The sequence below is a fragment of the Photorhabdus akhurstii genome (assembly GCF_018448925.1).
Classification (GTDB): Bacteria; Pseudomonadota; Gammaproteobacteria; order Enterobacterales; family Enterobacteriaceae; genus Photorhabdus; species Photorhabdus akhurstii.
Genome location: NZ_RCWE01000004.1, coordinates 202,877 through 222,270 on the forward strand (window position 1 = coordinate 202,877; position 19,394 = coordinate 222,270).

Annotated in this window: 1 protein-coding gene (cut by a window edge); it reads left to right on the forward strand. The window is 52.5% G+C overall.

Going from position 1 to position 19,394, the window contains the following annotated elements; all coding sequences use genetic code 11:
• On the forward strand, window positions 1–19,394 hold the beginning of the coding sequence (locus tag EAE93_RS07590) for a non-ribosomal peptide synthase/polyketide synthase (RefSeq protein WP_214039425.1). Its footprint extends 29,722 nt past the window's final position; 19,394 of the gene's 49,116 nt are visible here — the first part of the coding sequence; its start codon is at window positions 1–3; its stop codon lies beyond the right edge, outside the window.

Below are 19,394 nucleotides of genomic sequence, written 5' to 3' on the forward strand. Positions count from 1 at the left end.
ATGAAAGATAGCATTACTAAAAAAGCGGAAAGTATCCTTAAAGCCGAACTTCTCTCTCAGACATCAGAAAATATAACCAATAACGTAAAGAATATACCTGCTCTGTCACGTAATTGCGTCGTGGTCGGGGGAACGACCCTTGCAATATTCTGTGCCGAACAAATTCAGGCGGCCGGGCATACAATACAAGCAATACTGACGACTGATACCGTCCTGCAAACATGGGCTGCCCGGAAAGAGATTATTTGTGTGAACTCTGTCGAGGCATTACAAGCGCAAATTGCACAACATCCTGTGGACTGGCTGTTCTCCATCGTTAATCCGATTATCCTGCCTGTGTCGCTGATTGGGCAGATTCGCTGCGGTGCTTTTAATTATCACAATAGCCCCTTGCCACGTTATGCGGGAAGTCATGCCACTTCTTGGGCACTGTTAGCGCGGGAGACACATTACGCCATTTCGTGGCATTGTATTGAGGCAGGGGTGGACACTGGTGATATAGCGGTGCAATGGCCGGTATCTATTGAGGAACACGATAATGCATTTTCATTGAATCTGAAATGTTATCAGGCAGCTCAGGAAGGGTTTATCAAATTGCTTCGGGATCTTGAGCAGGAAGAGTTGGTGACTTATCCGCAGGATCTGACACAACGAAGTTTTTATGCTCAGTCTCGTCGTCCCGATGGTGGGGGGTATCTGTGTTGGCAGCAGTCGGGTGAGGTACTTTCAGCTTTAGTACGGGCATTAGATTTTGGCGAAAATTATTTAAATCCACTGGGTTGCCCGAAACTGTTACTGAAATGGGGCACAGTGCGAATTTCCTGGCTTCAACGGCTGAATCACTATTCTGGAGGGGCACCCGGTACGTTGATTGCTGTAGAGGAGGATGCCTGGCAGGTAACAACCGGAAGTGAGGATGTTAGGCTCGGAGGGTTTGCCACACTTGAGGGAGAATTACTCTCCGCTGGGGAACTTGCTGATATATCAGAACTTGGACCAGGCAAGCAGTTGCCTCTGCTTTCTTCACAACAGACTCAGAATGTAAAAGATATCCTCCAGGCATTGGCACCCAGTGAATCATTCTGGCGTGAGCGTCTTGCCTCTTTTCTGCCACTCCAATTACCTTTCGAAACTGCCGGGAAGTCAGCAGCACCGGAATGGGCATTAAGTGCCTGGCAATCGCCGCTATTAGAAAATGGTGAAAAAAAACCATTGCAGACACTGTTACAGACATTTGCTATCTATCTTGCACGTTTGACTCATCAAACCGAGTTCCAAATCGGCTGGTGTGTGGATAGGGTAAAAGATGAATCGGATGTGTTGTCTGTTTTGGCGCCAGTGGTGCCAATGACTGTTAAGGTGGAGTTTGATCAGCCGTGGTATGCGGTAGCGAATTGGATGGAGGATGAGCTTGCACGGCTGACGCAGCATCGTACATTTTGCCGTGATCTCCTTTCTTGTTCTCCTTCACTGTGTGTTATCCCAGCATTAACAGCAAGTCGCCCGTGGCGAGTTGCCGTCTCTTTCACGCCGGATAATAAACAGTGGGAGCAGAATGCATTAGGTGAATTGCTGACACTCCAGATAAATACTCAGGGTGGTTTTCGCTGGATTTACGATATAAACCGTTTGAGTACGGAAGTGGTTCAGCGGATGAGTGAACATTTACAGGTGTTGGCATTATCGGCAGATGAACGGAATGACATTCCCGTCTGGCAACTTAATTTGTTGCCTGAAGCTGAACGCACGCTGCTGCTGGAAACCTGGAACGCGACTGAAACGGTATATCCTGACCGGTTATGTATTCACCGGCTGTTTGAACTACAGGTGGAGAAAACCCCTAACGCTATAGCGCTGATGTATGAAGAACGCGTTCTTAACTATGCTGAATTAAATGCCTGTGCTAATCGGCTGGCGCATCAACTGATTACGTTGGGAGTCTCACCAGAGCAGCGGGTGGCAATTTGCGTCGCGAGTTCGCCAGCGCGGATAGTGGGGCTGCTGGCAGTACTGAAAGCCGGGGGGGCCTATGTACCGCTAGACCCGGCTTATCCGGGGGAACGTCTGGTTCATATTTTGACCGATGCTGAACCAGCTATTGTACTGGCAGATGATACTGGACGTGCCGCGTTAGGCGAAAAAGTACTGGCAACACTGACCGTGCTGGACCCGAATTCATTGCCCAACCACCCGGATAGTAACCCGCAAGTACCGGCGTTAACCCCACGCCATCTGGCGTATGTGATTTATACCTCCGGTTCGACCGGCATACCAAAGGGCGTGATGGTCGAACATCATGGGCTGGTTAACCTGATTCAGGAAAAAATCGTTCAGTTTGATATTCATCCGGGTAGCCGGATGTTGCAGTTTGCCTCATTTGGCTTTGATGCGAGTGTCTGGGAAACCATGATGGCATTGTGCAGTGGGGCTGCTTTGGCGATCCCGGACGACATGATTCGTCAGGAACCTCGCTATCTCTGGCATTATCTGGAAGAGCAGGCGATAACCCATGCCTGCCTGACACCGGCCTTACTTCGGGAGGGGACCGATCTGCCGGTGATGACAATAAGACCGACGTTGATACTCGGTGGTGAGGCGCCTAGCGCAACACTGCTTCAGGCACTGAGTCGTCGGGCAACGGTGTTTAATGCGTATGGCCCAACGGAAATCACGGTGTGTGCAGCTACCTGGCGTTGTCCGTCAGACTACACTGAGGGCGTCATTGCGATTGGACGTCCGACAGCTAACACACAAGTTTATTTGCTGAATACTGACGGCCAGCCAGTGCCGTTAGGCGCGGTCGGTGAGCTGTATATTGGCGGTGTGGGGGTAGCGCGAGGCTATCTCAACCGCCCTGATTTGACAGCGGAACGTTTTCTGGCCGATCCGTTTAGTGGTGAACCCAATGCCCGTCTGTACCGGACCGGGGATTTGGCCCGCTACCTGCCGGATGGCAATCTGGAATTTCTGGGCCGTAATGACCAGCAGGTGAAAATCCGTGGTTTCCGTATTGAACCGGGGGAAATTGAAGCTCGATTGCTGGAACACCCGGCTGTGAACGAAGCACTGGTGCTGGCTCTGGGCGATGGTCAGAATAAACGGCTGGCGGCTTATGTGGTGGCAGAAGCAGATGACGGGCTAGTTAATAGCTTGCGTGCCTATCTGAGTGCCATTTTGCCGGATTATATGGTACCGGCAGCCTTTGTACGCTTGGATACCTTCCCGTTGACGCCAAACGGCAAACTGGATCGCCGAGCGTTGCCTGCGCCAGGGGCAGAAGCCTTTGCCCGTCAGGTTTATGCCGCGCCGCAAGGGGAGATAGAAACTCTGCTAGCTGCTGTCTGGAGTGAATTGTTGGGCATTGAACAGGTCAGTCGGCACGACAGTTTTTTTGCTTTGGGTGGGCATTCGTTGCTGGCGGTACGAATGATTGAACGTCTGCGTAATGTGGGGTTAACACTGGCAGTACGTGATTTATTCCAATCCCCGGTGTTATCTGAATTTGCCCAAACAGTAGGGCAATCACCGGCGCTATTGGTGCTGGCGAATGTTATTACCCCGGCAACCTCGGTACTTACACCTGAAATGTTGCCGTTGATTGATCTGACTCAGACTGAGATTGACCATATTGTGGCTCAGGTACCAGGTGGGGTTGCCAATATTCAAGATATTTATGGTTTGTCACCATTGCAGGACGGTATTTTGTTCCATCATCTGCTGGCGAATAAGGGTGATCCGTATCTATTTATTAGCCAGATGATCTTTGCTGACCGTGCCTTGTTGGACAGTTATTTAGTGGCAGTGCAACAGGTGGTTAACCGTCACGATATTCTGCGTACCGCCTTTGTTTGGCAAGGATTATCAGCGCCTGTTCAAGTGGTTTGGCGTCAGGCTCAATTATCAGTCACTGAACTGACACTAGACCCGATTGATGGGCCGGTCCGTGATCAGTTAGCTCAACATTTTGACTTACAACATCATCGCCTTGATTTGAACCAAGCACCCTTATTGCACTTTGCGGTAGCGCAGGAAGAGGATGGTCGTTGGAGCGTACTGCAATTGCTGCATCATCTGATTGGCGACCATACGACGCTGGAAGTGATGAATGGTGAAATTCAGGCTTATCTTGCCGGACAGGAAGGGAACTTACCTGTGCCGATCCCTTTCCGTAATCTAGTGGCTCAGGCCCGATTGGGGATGAGTGAGTCTGAACATACCCGCTTCTTTACTGACATGTTGGATGAGGTGGATCAACCGACGCTGCCATTCGGGTTGACGGAGGTGCATCGGGATGGTTCGCAGGTGACAGAATCGCACCGGATGTTATCCACTAAGTTGAATGACCGCCTGCGCAGCCAGGCCCGGCGTCTGGGCGTCAGTTTGGCGACTTTGTGCCATTTGGCTTGGGCACAGGTGTTGTCACATACCAGCGGACAGACGAAAGTGGTGTTCGGTACCGTATTGTTTGGTCGGATGCAAGCGGGGCAAGGCGCTGACAGCGGTATGGGGCTGTTTATTAATACCTTGCCATTACGGCTGGATGTGGATGATACCCCGGTACAGGACAGTGTACAGGCAGCACATACTCGACTGGCGGAATTACTGGATCATGAACATGCGTCACTGGCATTGGCCCAGCGTTGTAGCAGTGTGCAGGGGGAAACTCCGCTCTTTAGTGCTTTGCTGAATTATCGACATAATGATCAGTCGGCGATTCCAAATAAGGTAGTGCCAGGTATTGAATTCCTTGGTGCACAGGAACGAACCAACTATCCGTTTGTACTGTCAGTAGAGGACGGCGGTTCTACGTTGGGATTGACCGCTCAGGTGGTGCAGCCATTTGAATCAGAACGAGTATGCGGTTATATGCAACAGGCGTTGGAAAGTCTGGCCGCGGCGCTTGAACAGCATCCGGAGACACCGGTACGAACACTGAATATCTTGCCGACAGCGGAAAAAAAGCTGTTGTTGGAAACTTGGAATACAACAGAAACGTCGTATCCGGATCACGATTGTATTCACCGACTGTTTGAGCAATGGGCAGAGAAAAGTCCAGATGCCACAGCACTGGTATATGAAGAAGAGAGTCTCAGCTATGCCGAACTCAATGCCCGTGCCAACCGTCTGGCACATCAACTGATCACGTTGGGCGTTACGCCGGACCAACGGGTAGCGATTTGCGTGTCACGTTCACCGGCAATGGTGGTGGGGGTATTAGCGGTGCTGAAAGCCGGGGGGGCCTATGTGCCGCTAGATCCGGTCTATACCGGTGAGCGCCTGGCATATATCTTGAGCGATGCTGCCCCCGCTATTTTGCTGGCGGATAACGTCGGGCGTGATGCGCTGGGAGAGGACGCGCTGGCAGGTCTGACGGTACTTGACCCGAATAGTTTGCCTGATCAGCCGGACAGTAACCCGCAAGTGCCGACATTGACGGCACAGCATCTGGCCTATGTGATTTACACCTCGGGTTCGACCGGCACGCCGAAGGGGGTGATGGTCGAACATCGTCATATCCTGCGTTTGTTTGACGCGACTAAATCCTGGTATCACTTTAATCGGCAGGATATTTGGTGCCTGTTCCATTCCATAGCGTTTGACTTCTCGGTATGGGAATTATGGGGGGCATTACGCTACGGCGCTAAACTGGTGCTGGTTTCGCACGCGATTGCCCGCTCACCCCAGGAGCTGCATCAATTCGTGTGTCAGCACGGTATCACGGTGTTGAATCAAACCCCCAGTGCCTTCAAAGCCTTTATTGCCAGTTATGTCGCCAATCCGTTACCGGACTGCTTGCGCTATATCATCTTTGGCGGGGAAGCCCTCGATCCGAGTATTTTGAAGCCGTGGTATGCCCTGCGTGAGGAGACGTTGCCTCAGTTGGTGAATATGTACGGTATCACCGAGACCACGGTTCACGTCACTTACCGGGCTCTGACTCGCCATGATGCAGAACAGACAACGAGTCCTATTGGCACGCGTATTCCGGACTTAACCCTCTATCTGCTGGATAAGTATGGTCAGCCAGTACCGTTAGGCGCTGTGGGTGAGTTATATATTGGCGGGGCTGGTGTGGCACGGGGTTATCTCAATCGCCCTGAACTGACCGTGGAACGTTTTCTGCCAGATCTGTTCAGTAGTGAACCGGATACCCGAATGTACCGTACCGGGGATTTGGCCCGCTATCTGCCGGACGGCAATCTGGAGTTCTTGGGCCGAAATGACCAGCAGGTGAAAATCCGTGGTTTCCGCATTGAGCCGGGTGAAATCGAAGCCCGATTAATGGAACACTCAGCGGTGAGAGAAGCGGTCGTGCTGGCACTGGATGATGGTCAGGATAAACGGCTGGTGGCTTATGTGGCGGCAGAAGTGGATGAGGCATTGGTTAACCGTCTGCATACTCATTTAAGTGCGGTTTTACCGGATTATATGGTGCCGGCCGCTTTTGTGCGTCTGGATGCCTTCCCGTTGACACCGAATGGCAAACTGGATCGACGGGCATTACCGGTGCCGGGGGAAGAAGATTTTGCCCGGCAGATTTACGCTGAGCCGTCAGGGGAGATGGAAACCACATTGGCGGCTATCTGGCGTGAATTACTGGGCGTTGCGCGAATTAGCCGATATGACAACTTTTTTGCACTGGGCGGTCATTCTCTGTTGGCGGTGCGGATGATGAACCGGGTAGCGGCGTTGGGGATTGAATTGCCATTGTCCACGCTGTTTACATTCCCGTCTTTGATGGCCTTTGCTGAAGTGATGAGTGCCCGGTTTGATGAGTCAGGCGGGGCATTGCCCGCTATCGTTCCGCTATCCCGTGAGGGTAAATTGTCGTTGTCATTTGCGCAACAGCGTCTGTGGTTCCTCGCCCAGTTTGAGGGAGTGAGTGAGACTTATCATATTCCGTTGGCCCTGCATTTGCGTGGTCGACTGGATATCGTCGTCTGGCAACAGGCGCTTGATACGCTGTTTGCCCGCCATGAAGCATTGCGTTCCGTTTTTGTTGCTGTTGACGGTCAGCCGCAGGTGAAATTGTTGTCGGCGGCATTGGGCCTGCCGATGAAAAAATATGGTCTGCGTAACACGCCTGATGTGGATGCACAGCTTGCGTCCCTCTCTGCTCAGGAAGTTGAAACACCGTTTGATCTTGCCAGTGGTCCATTAATTCGTGCCAGTCTGATACAGCTGGCTGACGATGATCACGTTTTCTTGTTGACCCTGCATCATATTGTTTTCGATGGTTGGTCTGTCAGCGTGTTGATGCGTGAATTGAGCACCCTTTACACCGCGTTTCTGGCGGGGCAGTCAGATCCGTTGCCGCCATTGGCGATTCAGTATCCTGATTACGCCGCCTGGCAACGTCAATGGTTGTCGGCTGAACGCATACAGTCTCAATCTGATTATTGGCGTGCGAGGCTGATTGATGCACCGGTTCTGCTGGATTTACCTACTGACCGGCCACGTCCGCCTCAGCAGTCGTTTGCTGGAGCCTTATTGCCCGTCAGTCTGGATGCCGAGTTAACCCAATCTCTAAAACGCCTGAGTGAGCAACAGGGCGTCACGTTATTTATGACCGTGTTAGCTGCCTGGGCAACAGTGCTGTCACGCCTGTCGGGTCAGGAAGATCTGGTTATCGGTACGCCGAGTGCTGGTCGCGGGCGTCAGGAAGTGGAATCCCTGATTGGCTTTTTTGTGAATACGCTGGCGTTGCGGATAGATTTATCCGGTACGCCGAATGTGGCGGAATTGCTGGCGCGGGTGCGGCAAACCGCGCTGGCGGCACAGGAACATCAGGACCTGCCATTTGAACAGGTGGTGGAAATCGTGCAACCGCCGCGCCGACTGGCGCACACCCCACTGTTCCAGGTGATATTTGCCTGGCAGAACAATGAGAACGCAGAATGGCAATTGCCGGGAGTGGCGGTTTCACCTGCCGATCAATTCGTCGATATCGCTAAATTTGATCTTGAATTGAGTTTGTCTGAGGTGGATGGCCGAATTGTCGGTTATCTAAATTATGCCGCCGCGCTATTTGATCAAGCGACTATTGAGCGGCAGGTGGGCTATTTCCATACCGTATTGCGGGCGATGGTGGCTAACCCTCAACAGACGGTCGGGAAAATCGATATCCTGACCGTAGCGGAACGCAAGTTGCTATTGGAAACCTGGAATGCGACCGAAATATCGTATCCAGATTACGGTTATATTCACCGACTGTTTGAACAATGGGCGGAGAAAAGCCCGGATGCCATAGCGCTGGTATATGCAGGACAAGCCCTCAGTTATGCTGAATTAAATGCCCGTGCTAATCGGCTGGCGCATCAACTGATTACGTTAGGAGTGGCACCAGAACAGCGGGTGGCAATTTGCGTCGCGAGTTCGCCAGCGCGGATAGTGGGGCTGCTGGCAGTACTGAAAGCCGGGGGCGCCTATGTACCGCTAGACCCGGCTTATCCGGGGGAGCGTCTGGTTCATATTTTAACTGATGCTGTGCCAGCTATTGTGCTGGCAGATGATACTGGATGTGCCGCGTTAGGCGAAAAAGTGCTGGCGGCGTTAACTGTACTGGACCCAAATTCATTACCAAACCAACCGGATAGTAATCCGCAAGTACTGGCATTAATCCCACGCCATCTGGCATATGTGATTTATACTTCCGGTTCGACTGGCATACCAAAGGGCGTGATGGTCGAACATCGTGGGCTGGTTAACCTGATTCAGGAAAAAATCGTTCAGTTTGATATTCATCCGGGTAGCCGGATGTTGCAGTTTGCCTCATTTGGCTTTGATGCCGGTGTCTGGGAAACCATGATGGCATTGTGCAGTGGGGCCACTTTGGCGATCCCTGCCGATACGGTTCGTCAGGAGCCCCGCTATCTCTGGCATTATCTGGAAGAACAGGCGATAACCCACGCTTGCTTGACACCGGCCTTGTTCCGGGAAGGGACCGATGTGCCGGAGATGACAATAAGACCGACGTTGATACTCGGTGGTGAAGCACCCAGCGCAACGTTGCTTCAAGCACTGAGTCGTCGGGCAACGGTGTTTAATGCGTATGGTCCAACGGAAATCACGGTGTGTGCGGCCACCTGGCGTTGTCCGTCAGACTACACTGAGGGTGTCATTGCTATTGGGCGTCCAACAGCTAACACACAGGTTTATTTGCTGAATACTGACGGCCAGCCGGTGCCGTTAGGCACGGTTGGAGAGTTATATATTGGCGGCGTGGGGGTGGCGCGAGGCTATCTCAACCGCCCCGATTTGACGGCGGAACGCTTTCTGGCTGATCCATTTAGTGGTGAGCCCGATGCCCGGATGTACCGAACCGGGGATTTGTCCCGTTACCTGCCGGATGGCAATCTGGAATTCCTGGGCCGTAATGACCAGCAGGTGAAAATTCGTGGTTTCCGCATTGAACCGGGGGAAATCGAAGCTCGATTGCTGGAACACCCGGCGGTGAGTGAAGCGCTGGTGCTGGCTTTGGGTAACGATCAGGATAAACGGTTGGTGGCTTATGTGGTGGCAGAAGCGGATGACCGGCTGGTTAACAGTTTGCGTGTCTATCTGAGTGCCATTTTGCCGGATTATATGGTACCGGCAGCTTTTGTACGCTTGGATACCTTGCCGTTGACGCCAAACGGCAAACTGGATCGCCGAGCGTTGCCAGCGCCGGGTGCGGAAGCTTTTGCCCGTCAGGTTTTTGAAGCGCCGCAAGGAGAGACAGAAACCCTGCTGGCTGCTGTCTGGAGTGAGTTGTTGGGCATTGAACAGGTCAGTCGGCATGACAGCTTCTTTGCCTTGGGCGGTCATTCGTTGCTGGCGGTGCGGATGGTTGAACGTCTGCGTAATGTAGGGTTAACCCTGGCGGTACGGGATTTATTCCAGTCCCCAGTGTTATCTGAATTTGCCCAAACAGTAGGGCAATCACAGGCGGTGATAGTGCCGACAAATGTCATTACCCCGGCGATCACAGCACTTACACCCGAAATGTTGCCGTTGATTGATCTAACTCAGTCTGAAATTGACCATATCATTGAACAGGTGCCGGGTGGGGTGGCTAATATTCAGGATATTTATGCCCTGTCACCGTTGCAGGATGGCATTCTGTTCCATCATCTGCTGGCGAATAAAGGTGATCCGTATCTATTAATCAGCCAAATGAATTTTGCTGATCGTCCATTGCTGGATCGTTATCTGGCGGCAATGCAACAGGTGATTAACCGTCACGATATTCTGCGTACCGCCTTTGTTTGGCAAGGGCTATCGGCACCGGCTCAAGTGGTTTGGCGACAGGCTCAATTGTCAGTCACTGAACTGACATTAGATCCGGTTGATGGGCCGATTCGTGACCAGTTAGCTCAATATTTTGACCCACGTCATCATCGCCTCGACTTGAACCAAGCACCTTTGCTGCGCTTTGCGATAGCGCAGGAGGAGAATGGCCGCTGGAGCGTACTGCAATTGCTGCATCATCTAATTGGCGACCATACGACGCTGGAAGTGATGAGCAGTGAGGTTCAGGCTTATCTTGCCGGACAGGAAGATAGCTTGCCTGCGCCGGTCCCTTTCCGCAATTTGGTGGCTCAGGCCCGGTTGGGGGTGAGTCAGGCCGAACATACCCGCTTCTTTACGGACATGTTGGTTGAAGTGGACGAGCCAACGCTGCCATTCGGGTTGACGGAAGTCCATCGGGATGGTTCACAGGTAACGGAATCGCACCGGATGTTACCCACTAAGTTGAATGATCGTCTGCGCAATCAGGCCCGGCGTCTGGACGTCAGTTTGGCTGCGTTATGCCATCTGGCCTGGGCGCAGGTATTGTCGCGTACTAGCGGACAGGTGAAAGTGGTGTTCGGCACCGTGCTGTTTGGGCGGATGCAGGCAGGGGAAGGGGCTGACAGCGGCATGGGGCTATTTATCAATACCTTGCCGTTGCGGCTGGATATGGATGATACCCCGGTGCAGGAGAGGGTGCGGTTAGCCCATACCCGGTTAGCCGGATTGCTGGAGCATGAACATGCGTCGCTGGCGCTGGCTCAGCGTTGCAGTGGAGTATCGGGGGAAGCGCCTCTCTTTAGTGCTTTGCTGAACTACCGGCATAGTGCGCAGCCAGTTACCACGGATGCAATCATCAGTGGTATTGAAGTCCTTAGCGAGCAAGAGCGCACGAATTATCCGTTTGTCTTGTCGGTGGAGGATTTTGGTCACGCACTGGGATTGACGGCGCAAATTGTTCAACCGATTGATCCAGAGCGGATATGTGGTTATATGCAACAGGCGCTAGAAAGCTTGGCGGAGGCCCTTGAGAAGAGGCCAGAGGCACCAGTACGGGCATTGAATATCTTGCCGGCAGCAGAAAAAAGGTTGTTGCTGGAGACCTGGAATGCGACTCAGGCGCCATATCCGGACCAGCGTTGTATTCACCAGCTATTTGAGCAACAGGTAGAAAGCACTCCTGATGCGATAGCGCTGGTGTATGGAGAACACATTCTCAACTATGCCGAATTAAATGCCCGTGCCAACCAACTGGCTCACTGGTTAATTGGGCAGGGTATCCAGCCGGATAACCGGGTCGCCGTGCAGTTAGAACGTTCTATTGAACTGGTAGTGGCTCAGTTGGCTATCCTCAAGGCCGGGGCCGTTTATGTGCCGATCGATCCCAGAGTGCCGGATGAGCGGAAGCACTGGCTGATAACCGACTGTTCAGCCAAATTATTGCTTACTGATATCCCGGTTGACCTGGCCGATGAGATCGGCGCTATCAGGACGGAGGATTATCGCAATCCTGATTTGCTCCGCTCCAGTACTGAGCTGGCTTATATTATGTATACCTCCGGCTCGACTGGTACACCCAAAGGGGTAATGGTGCCGCATCGGGCGGTAGTTAGACTGGTCATCAATAACGGGTACGCCGAAATTGGGCCGGATGATCGGGTGGCGTTTGAAGCTAATCCAGCTTTCGATGCCAGCACCTTTGAAGTTTGGTCGCCGTTGCTCAATGGCGGTACGCTGGTGGTGATTGATCATGCGACTTTGTTGACGTCTAAAGAATTTGTTCAGGCATTACAGACTTACCGCATTACCGTACTGTGGCTGAGTGTCGGGCTGTTTAACCAGTTGGCGGCAGAGTTGTCCCCGGCTCTCCCGCAGCTCAAAATCCTGATGGTTGGCGGCGATGTGTTGGAGCCACATGTGATTAAGCAGGTTCTGCGTAATAACCCACCTCAACAATTATTGAATGCTTATGGACCAAGTGAAGGGACCACCTTTACCAGCACCTACCGTATTACAGCGTTACCGTCGGAAGTGGTGAGAATCCCTATTGGTCGACCGATAGCCAATACGCGAATTTATCTGTTGGATACAAGTGGTCAACCAGTACCGTTGGGTGCGGAAGGGGAAATTTATATCGGTGGAGATGGGGTTGCCTGTGGCTATCTTAATCGTCCTGAACTGACCGCGGAACGTTTCCTGCCGGATCCATTTAGTGACGAACCGGATGCTCGGATATACCGAACCGGGGATTTGGCCCGCTATCTACCGGATGGCAATTTGGAATTCTTGGGCCGTAATGACCAGCAGGTGAAAATTCGTGGTTTCCGCATTGAACCGGGGGAAATTGAAGCCCGGCTGATGGAACATCCGGTGGTGAGTGAAGCCGTTGTTCTAGTATTGGGCGATGGTCAGGACAAACGGTTGGTGGCTTATGTGGTGGCAGAAGAGAATGAAGAGTTGGTCAATCGTCTGCGCACTCACTTAAGTGCGGTGTTACCGGATTATATGGTGCCGGCCGCTTTTGTCCGCCTGGATGCTTTCCCGCTGACCCCGAATGGCAAGCTGGACCGTCGGGCGCTACCGGTACCGGGGGAAGAAGATTTTGCCCGGCAAATTTACACCGCGCCATCAGGAGAGATGGAAACCACATTGGCGGCTATCTGGCGTGAATTACTGGGCGTTGAGCGGATTAGCCGGTATGACAACTTTTTCGCACTGGGCGGCCATTCGCTGTTGGCGGTGCGAATGATAAACCGGCTAGCGGCCTTAGGGATTGAATTACCGCTGTCCACGCTGTTTAGATTCCCGTCGTTGATGGCCTTTGCTGAGGCGATGTGTGCTCGGTTTGATGAATCAGGCGAGGCATTGCCTGCTATCATTCCGTTGTCCCGTGAAGGCCAATTGCCGTTGTCATTTGCGCAACAGCGCCTGTGGTTCCTGGCGCAGTTTGAGGGAGTGAGTGAGACTTATCATATTCCGCTAGCTTTGCGTTTGCAGGGTCGCCTGGATATCGCCGCTTGGCAGCAGGCGCTTGATACGCTGTTTGCCCGTCACGAAGCGTTGCGTTCTGTTTTTGTTGCTGTTGATGGTCAACCTCAGGTGGAGTTGTTGCCGGCGGCATTGGGCCTGCCGATGAAGAAATATGATCTGCGTAACACACCTGATGTGGAAGCGCAGCTTGCGTCTTTCTCTGTTCAGGAAATTGGTACGCCGTTTGATCTTGCTCGTGGCCCGTTAATTCGTTCCGCTCTGGTACAACTGGCTAATGATGAACACGTTTTCCTGCTGACTCAGCATCATATTATTTTCGATGGCTGGTCTGTCAGCGTATTGATGCGTGAATTGAACACCCTTTACACCGCTTTTCTTACCGGGCAACCGGACCCATTGTCTCCGTTGACGATTCAGTATCCTGATTACGCTGCTTGGCAGCGTCAATGGCTATCGGCTGAACGTATACAGTCCCAATCTGATTATTGGCGTGCGAGACTGATCGATGCACCGATTCTCTTGGATTTGCCTACTGATCGGCCACGTCCGCCTCAGCAGTCATTTGCCGGAAATATCTTGCCCGTCAGTCTGGATGCGGAGTTAACTCAATCCCTTAAACGTTTGAGTGAGCAGCAGGGCGTCACGTTATTTATGACCCTGTTAGCGGCTTGGGCGACGGTTCTGTCGCGTCTATCAGGCCAGGAAGATCTGGTTATCGGTACGCCGAGTGCCGGTCGTAGTCGGCAGGAAGTGGAATCTCTGATTGGTTTCTTTGTGAATACGCTGGCGTTGCGGATGGATTTATCCGGTGAACCCAATGTGGAGGAAATATTGGCGCGGGTGCGACAAACCGCGCTGGCAGCACAGGAATATCAGGACCTGCCTTTTGAGCAGGTGGTGGAAATCGTGCAACCGCCACGTCGACTGGCGCATACCCCGCTGTTTCAGGTGATGTTTGCCTGGCAGAATAATGAGAACACGGAATGGCGGCTGCCGGGATTGACGGTTTCACCTGTCGAGCAACTCATCGATATCGCTAAATTTGATCTTGAATTGAGCCTGTCTGAGGTGGACGGCCAAATTGTCGGTTATCTGAATTATGCCACCGCGCTATTTGATCAAGCGACCATTGAGCGACATGTGGGTTATCTCCATACCGTACTGCGGGCGATGGCGGCTAACCCTCAACAGCCGGTCGGGAAAATCGATATCCTGACCGTGGCGGAACGCAAACTGTTATTGGAAACCTGGAACACGACCGAAATGTCGTATCCAGATCACAGTTGTATTCACCGACTGTTTGAGCAATGGGCAGAGAAAAATCCGGATGCCACGGCGCTAGTCTATGAACGGCACATCCTCAGTTATGCTGAATTAAATGTGCGTGCTAATCGGCTGGCGCATCAACTGATTACGTTGGGTGTAATGCCGGATCAGCGAGTGGCGATTTGTGTGGCACGTTCGCCAGCAATGATAATCGGGTTGTTAGCGGTGCTGAAAGCCGGGGGTGCCTATGTGCCACTGGATCCGACTTATTCTGGCGAGCGTCTGGGGCATATTCTGGCTGATGCCGAGCCGGCTATTTTGTTGGCGGATAATACCGGACGTGCTGCGTTGGGTGAGAAGGCGCTTGCAGACCTGATTATGCTTGATCCGAATATCCAGTTTGACCAGGCGGACAGTAATCCGCAGATACCTGAATTGACTGAACGACATTTGGCCTATGTGGTTTACACCTCAGGTTCGACCGGCACGCCGAAAGGGGTGATGGTGGAACATCGCGGGGTAGTTAACTTGGCTCTGGCTCAAATTACCCGATTTAGCGTTGATGAAACCAGTCGGATATTGCAATTTGCTTCATCAGGTTTTGATGCCAGTGTCTCGGAAATCATGACCGCGTTAAGTGGCGGGGCTTGTCTGGTTATTCCTACCGATATCATCCGTCATGATCCGCGTCGTCTTTGGTCTTATCTCGAAAAACAAGCAGTAACGCACGCTTTCTTGCCACCGGCTCTGTTCCGGGAAGAGAGCGATTTACCGGTAATAACGATAAAGCCTACGTTAATATTTGCAGGAGAAGCGCCAGGTTCAACCCTGTTCCGGACGTTGTGTGATCGGGCAAATCTATTCAATGATTATGGCCCGACAGAAATTACGGTTTGCGCCACCTCTTGGTCTTGCCCATCAGACTATACAGATGCATGGGTTCCTATTGGACGCCCAACAACCAACACACGGGTTTATCTGCTGGATGCTTATGGTCAGCCGGTACCGTTGGGGGCAGTGGGGGAATTGTATATCGGTGGCGTGGGTGTTGCTCGTGGTTATCTCAATCGTCCTGAGTTGACCGCTGAACGTTTCCTAACAGATCCGTTTAGTAATGAACCTGATGCCCGCCAGTATCGCACCGGGGATTTAGCCCGTTACCTGCCAGACGGCAATCTGGTATTCGTTGGCCGTAACGATCAGCAGGTTAAAATCAGGGGGTTCCGTATTGAGCCGGAAGAAATTGAAACGCGGCTGACGGAGCATCCTGCGGTAAGTGGCGCGTTGGTGCTGGCGTTAAGTGACGGGCAGGACAAACGGCTGGTGGCTTATGTGGTGGCAGAGCCAGATGACGGATTGACGGCGAGCCTGCGTGAATATCTGAGCGCCATTTTGCCTGATTATATGGTGCCGGCCGCTTTTGTACGCCTGAATGCCTTCCCTCTGACCCCAAGCGGTAAGCTGGATCGCCGAGCACTGCCAGCGCCGGGGGCGGATGCCTTTGCTCGTCAGGTTTATGCAGCGCCGGAAGGGGAAACAGAAACCTTATTGGCCGCTATCTGGGGCGAGTTGTTGGGTATCGAACAGATCAGTCGGCATGACAGTTTCTTTGCCTTGGGCGGCCATTCTCTGCTTGCGGTGCGAATGATTGAACGTCTGCGTAACGCGGGATTAACGCTGGCGGTGTATGATCTGTTCCAATCTCCGGTGTTGTCCGCATTTGCCCAAACAGTAGGGCAGTCACAAGCGGTGGTGGTGCCGGAGAATGTCATCACACCGGCCACCACGGCACTCACACCTGAAATGTTGCCGTTGGTTGAGCTGACCCAAACTGAGATTGACCATATCGTTGCACAAGTACCATGTGGGATGACTAATATTCAGGATATCTATGCTTTGTCACCGTTGCAGGACGGGATTCTGTTCCACCACTTATTAAGTAATGAAGGCGATCCATATCTATTGGTCAGCCAGATGGTCTTTGCTGATCGTTCATTGTTGGATCGTTATCTGGCGGCAGTGCAACAGGTGGTTAATCGCCACGATACTCTACGTACTGCTTTTATCTGGCAAGGATTATCTGCGCCGGTTCAGGTAGTCTGGCGTCAGGCGCCGTTATCAGTTGTGGAACTGATATTAGATCCTGCTGACGGGCCGGTTTATGAGCAATTGGCTCAACGTTTTGATCCGCGTCAGCATCGTCTCGATCTGGGCCAGGCGCCACTGTTACGTTTTGTTATTGCACAGGAAACGGATGGTCGCTGGATTGCGCTGCAATTACAGCATCATCTGATTGGCGATCATACCGCAATGGAAGTGATGAGCCGCGAAGTTCAGGCGTACCTTGCCGGGCAGGAAGAGAGCTTACCGGCACCGGTCCCTTTCCGCAATCTGGTGGCTCAGGTTCGTCTTGGGGTGAATCAGGCAGAGCATACCCGTTTCTTTACTGACATGTTGGCAGATGTGGATGAACCGACGTTGCCGTTCGGATTGATGGAAGTACATCGGGATGGTTCTCAGATGACCCAATCGTACCGAATGTTGCCCGCGATACTGAACAACCGCTTGCGTAGTCAGGCTCGGCGTTTGGGTGTCAGTCTGGCGTCGCTGTGCCATCTGGCTTGGGCGCAGGTATTGTCGCGTACCAGCGGACAGGAGAAAGTGGTATTCGGCACCGTATTGTTTGGGCGGATGCAGACAGGGCAAGGAGCTGACAGCGGTATGGGGCTATTTATCAATACCTTGCCGTTACGGCTGGATATGGATAATACCCCAGTACGGGGGAGTGTACAGGCGGCACATGCCCGGTTAGCCGAATTACTGGAGCATGAACACGCTTCACTGGCGCTGGCTCAACGTTGCAGTGGGGTACAAGGTGAAGTTCCACTCTTTAGTGCTTTGTTGAACTACCGGCACAGTGCGTTATCCGCGACTTCGAATGAAATCATGAATGGCGTTGAATTTCTTGGCGCGCAGGAACGTACCAACTATCCGTTCACTCTGTCGGTAGAGGATTTTGGTAATGCATTGGGGCTAACAGCGCAAATTGTTCAGCCATTTGATCCGGAACGGGTGTGCGGTTATATGCAACAAGCGCTGGAAAGTTTGGCAGAAATACTTGAGCTGGCCCTGGAAACGCCGGTACGGACATTGGAAATTTTGCCCGAGTCTGAACGCACATTGTTATTAAAAACCTGGAATGCGACTGAAACTGCCTATTCTGATCCGTTGTATATCCATCAATTATTTGAACAACAAGTGGAGAAAAAACCGGATGCCACGGCACTGGTGTATGAAGAACAGAGGTACAGCTATGCGGAATTGAATACTCGCGCTAACCGCCTGGCCCATCAATTGATTGCGCTGGGTATTGCGCCAGACCAACGAGTGGCGATTTGTGTTACACGTTCACCGACGATGGTCATGGGCTTGTTGGCTGTATTGAAAGCGGGGGGAGCCTATGTTCCATTGGACCCGGCCTATCCGAGGGAACGTTTGGCACATATTTTGGCTGATGCAGCACCGGCTATTGTGCTGGCGGATAATGCCGGATGTATCGCACTGGGTGAGAAAGCGCTTGCAGGACTCACTGTACTGGATCCGAATACTTTGCCGGATAAGCCGGACAGTAACCCGCAAGTGACCGCACTGACTGCGCAGCATCTGGCGTATGTGATTTACACCTCGGGTTCAACTGGCACACCAAAAGGTGTGATGGTTGAGCATCGTGGGCTAATTAATCTTATCCGGGATAAAATCACCCAGTTTGGCATTCACTCGGATAGCCGGATGTTGCAGTTTGCCTCATTGAGTTTTGATGCCAGTGTTTGGGAAATCATGATGGCGTTGGGAAGTGGGGCCTGTCTGGTTATTGCTGTCGATATCGTCCGTCAGGACCCGCTTCGCCTCTGGCATTATCTGGAACAACAGGCAGTGACCCATGCCTGTTTGACCCCGGCTTTGCTTCGGGATGGGGGAGATTTACCTGCGCTGACGATAACACCGACAGTGATATTAGGCGGTGAAGCACCTAGTGCTGCACTATTTCAGACACTTTGTCGTCGGGCGACGGTGTTTAATGCCTATGGCCCGACAGAAATCACGGTGTGTGCGACGACCTGGCGTTGCCCGCCAGACTACACGGATACGTTAGTGCCTATCGGCTATCCGACGGCGAACACCCAGATTTATTTGTTGGACACCTACCGCCAGCTTGTGCCATTGGGGGTTGTGGGTGAGTTGTATGTCGGTGGTGCGGGGGTGGCGCGTGGCTACCTTAATCGTCCTGAACTGACGACTGAACGCTTCTTAGATGACCCGTTTAGTGAGATGCCGGATGCGCGGATGTATCGGACCGGGGATTTGGCCCGTTATCTGCCAGATGGCAATTTAGTATTTGTTGGTCGTAATGACCAGCAGATTAAAATTCGGGGCTTCCGGATTGAACCGGGTGAAATTGAGACCCGATTAATAGAGTACCCGGCGGTACGTGAAGCGGTGGTATTAGCGCTGGGTCAGGGGCACGATAAGCGTTTGGTAGCCTGGGTGGTGGCAGAAGAAAACGATGAGTTGGCGAATAGCCTGCGTACTCATCTGAGCACAGTTTTGCCGGATTATATGATGCCGGCGGCTTTTGTCCGTTTGGATACACTGCCGTTGACGCCAAATGGAAAACTGGACCGTCTAGCTTTACCGGCACCGGACGAAGAAGCATTTTCCCGTCAGATTTACGAAGCGCCACAAGGCGAAACAGAGATAGCACTGGCGGCTATCTGGCGTGAGTTACTGGGGATTGAGCAGGTGGGGCGGTATGACAGCTTCTTTGCCCTAGGAGGCCATTCGTTGTTGGCGGTGCGAATGATGAA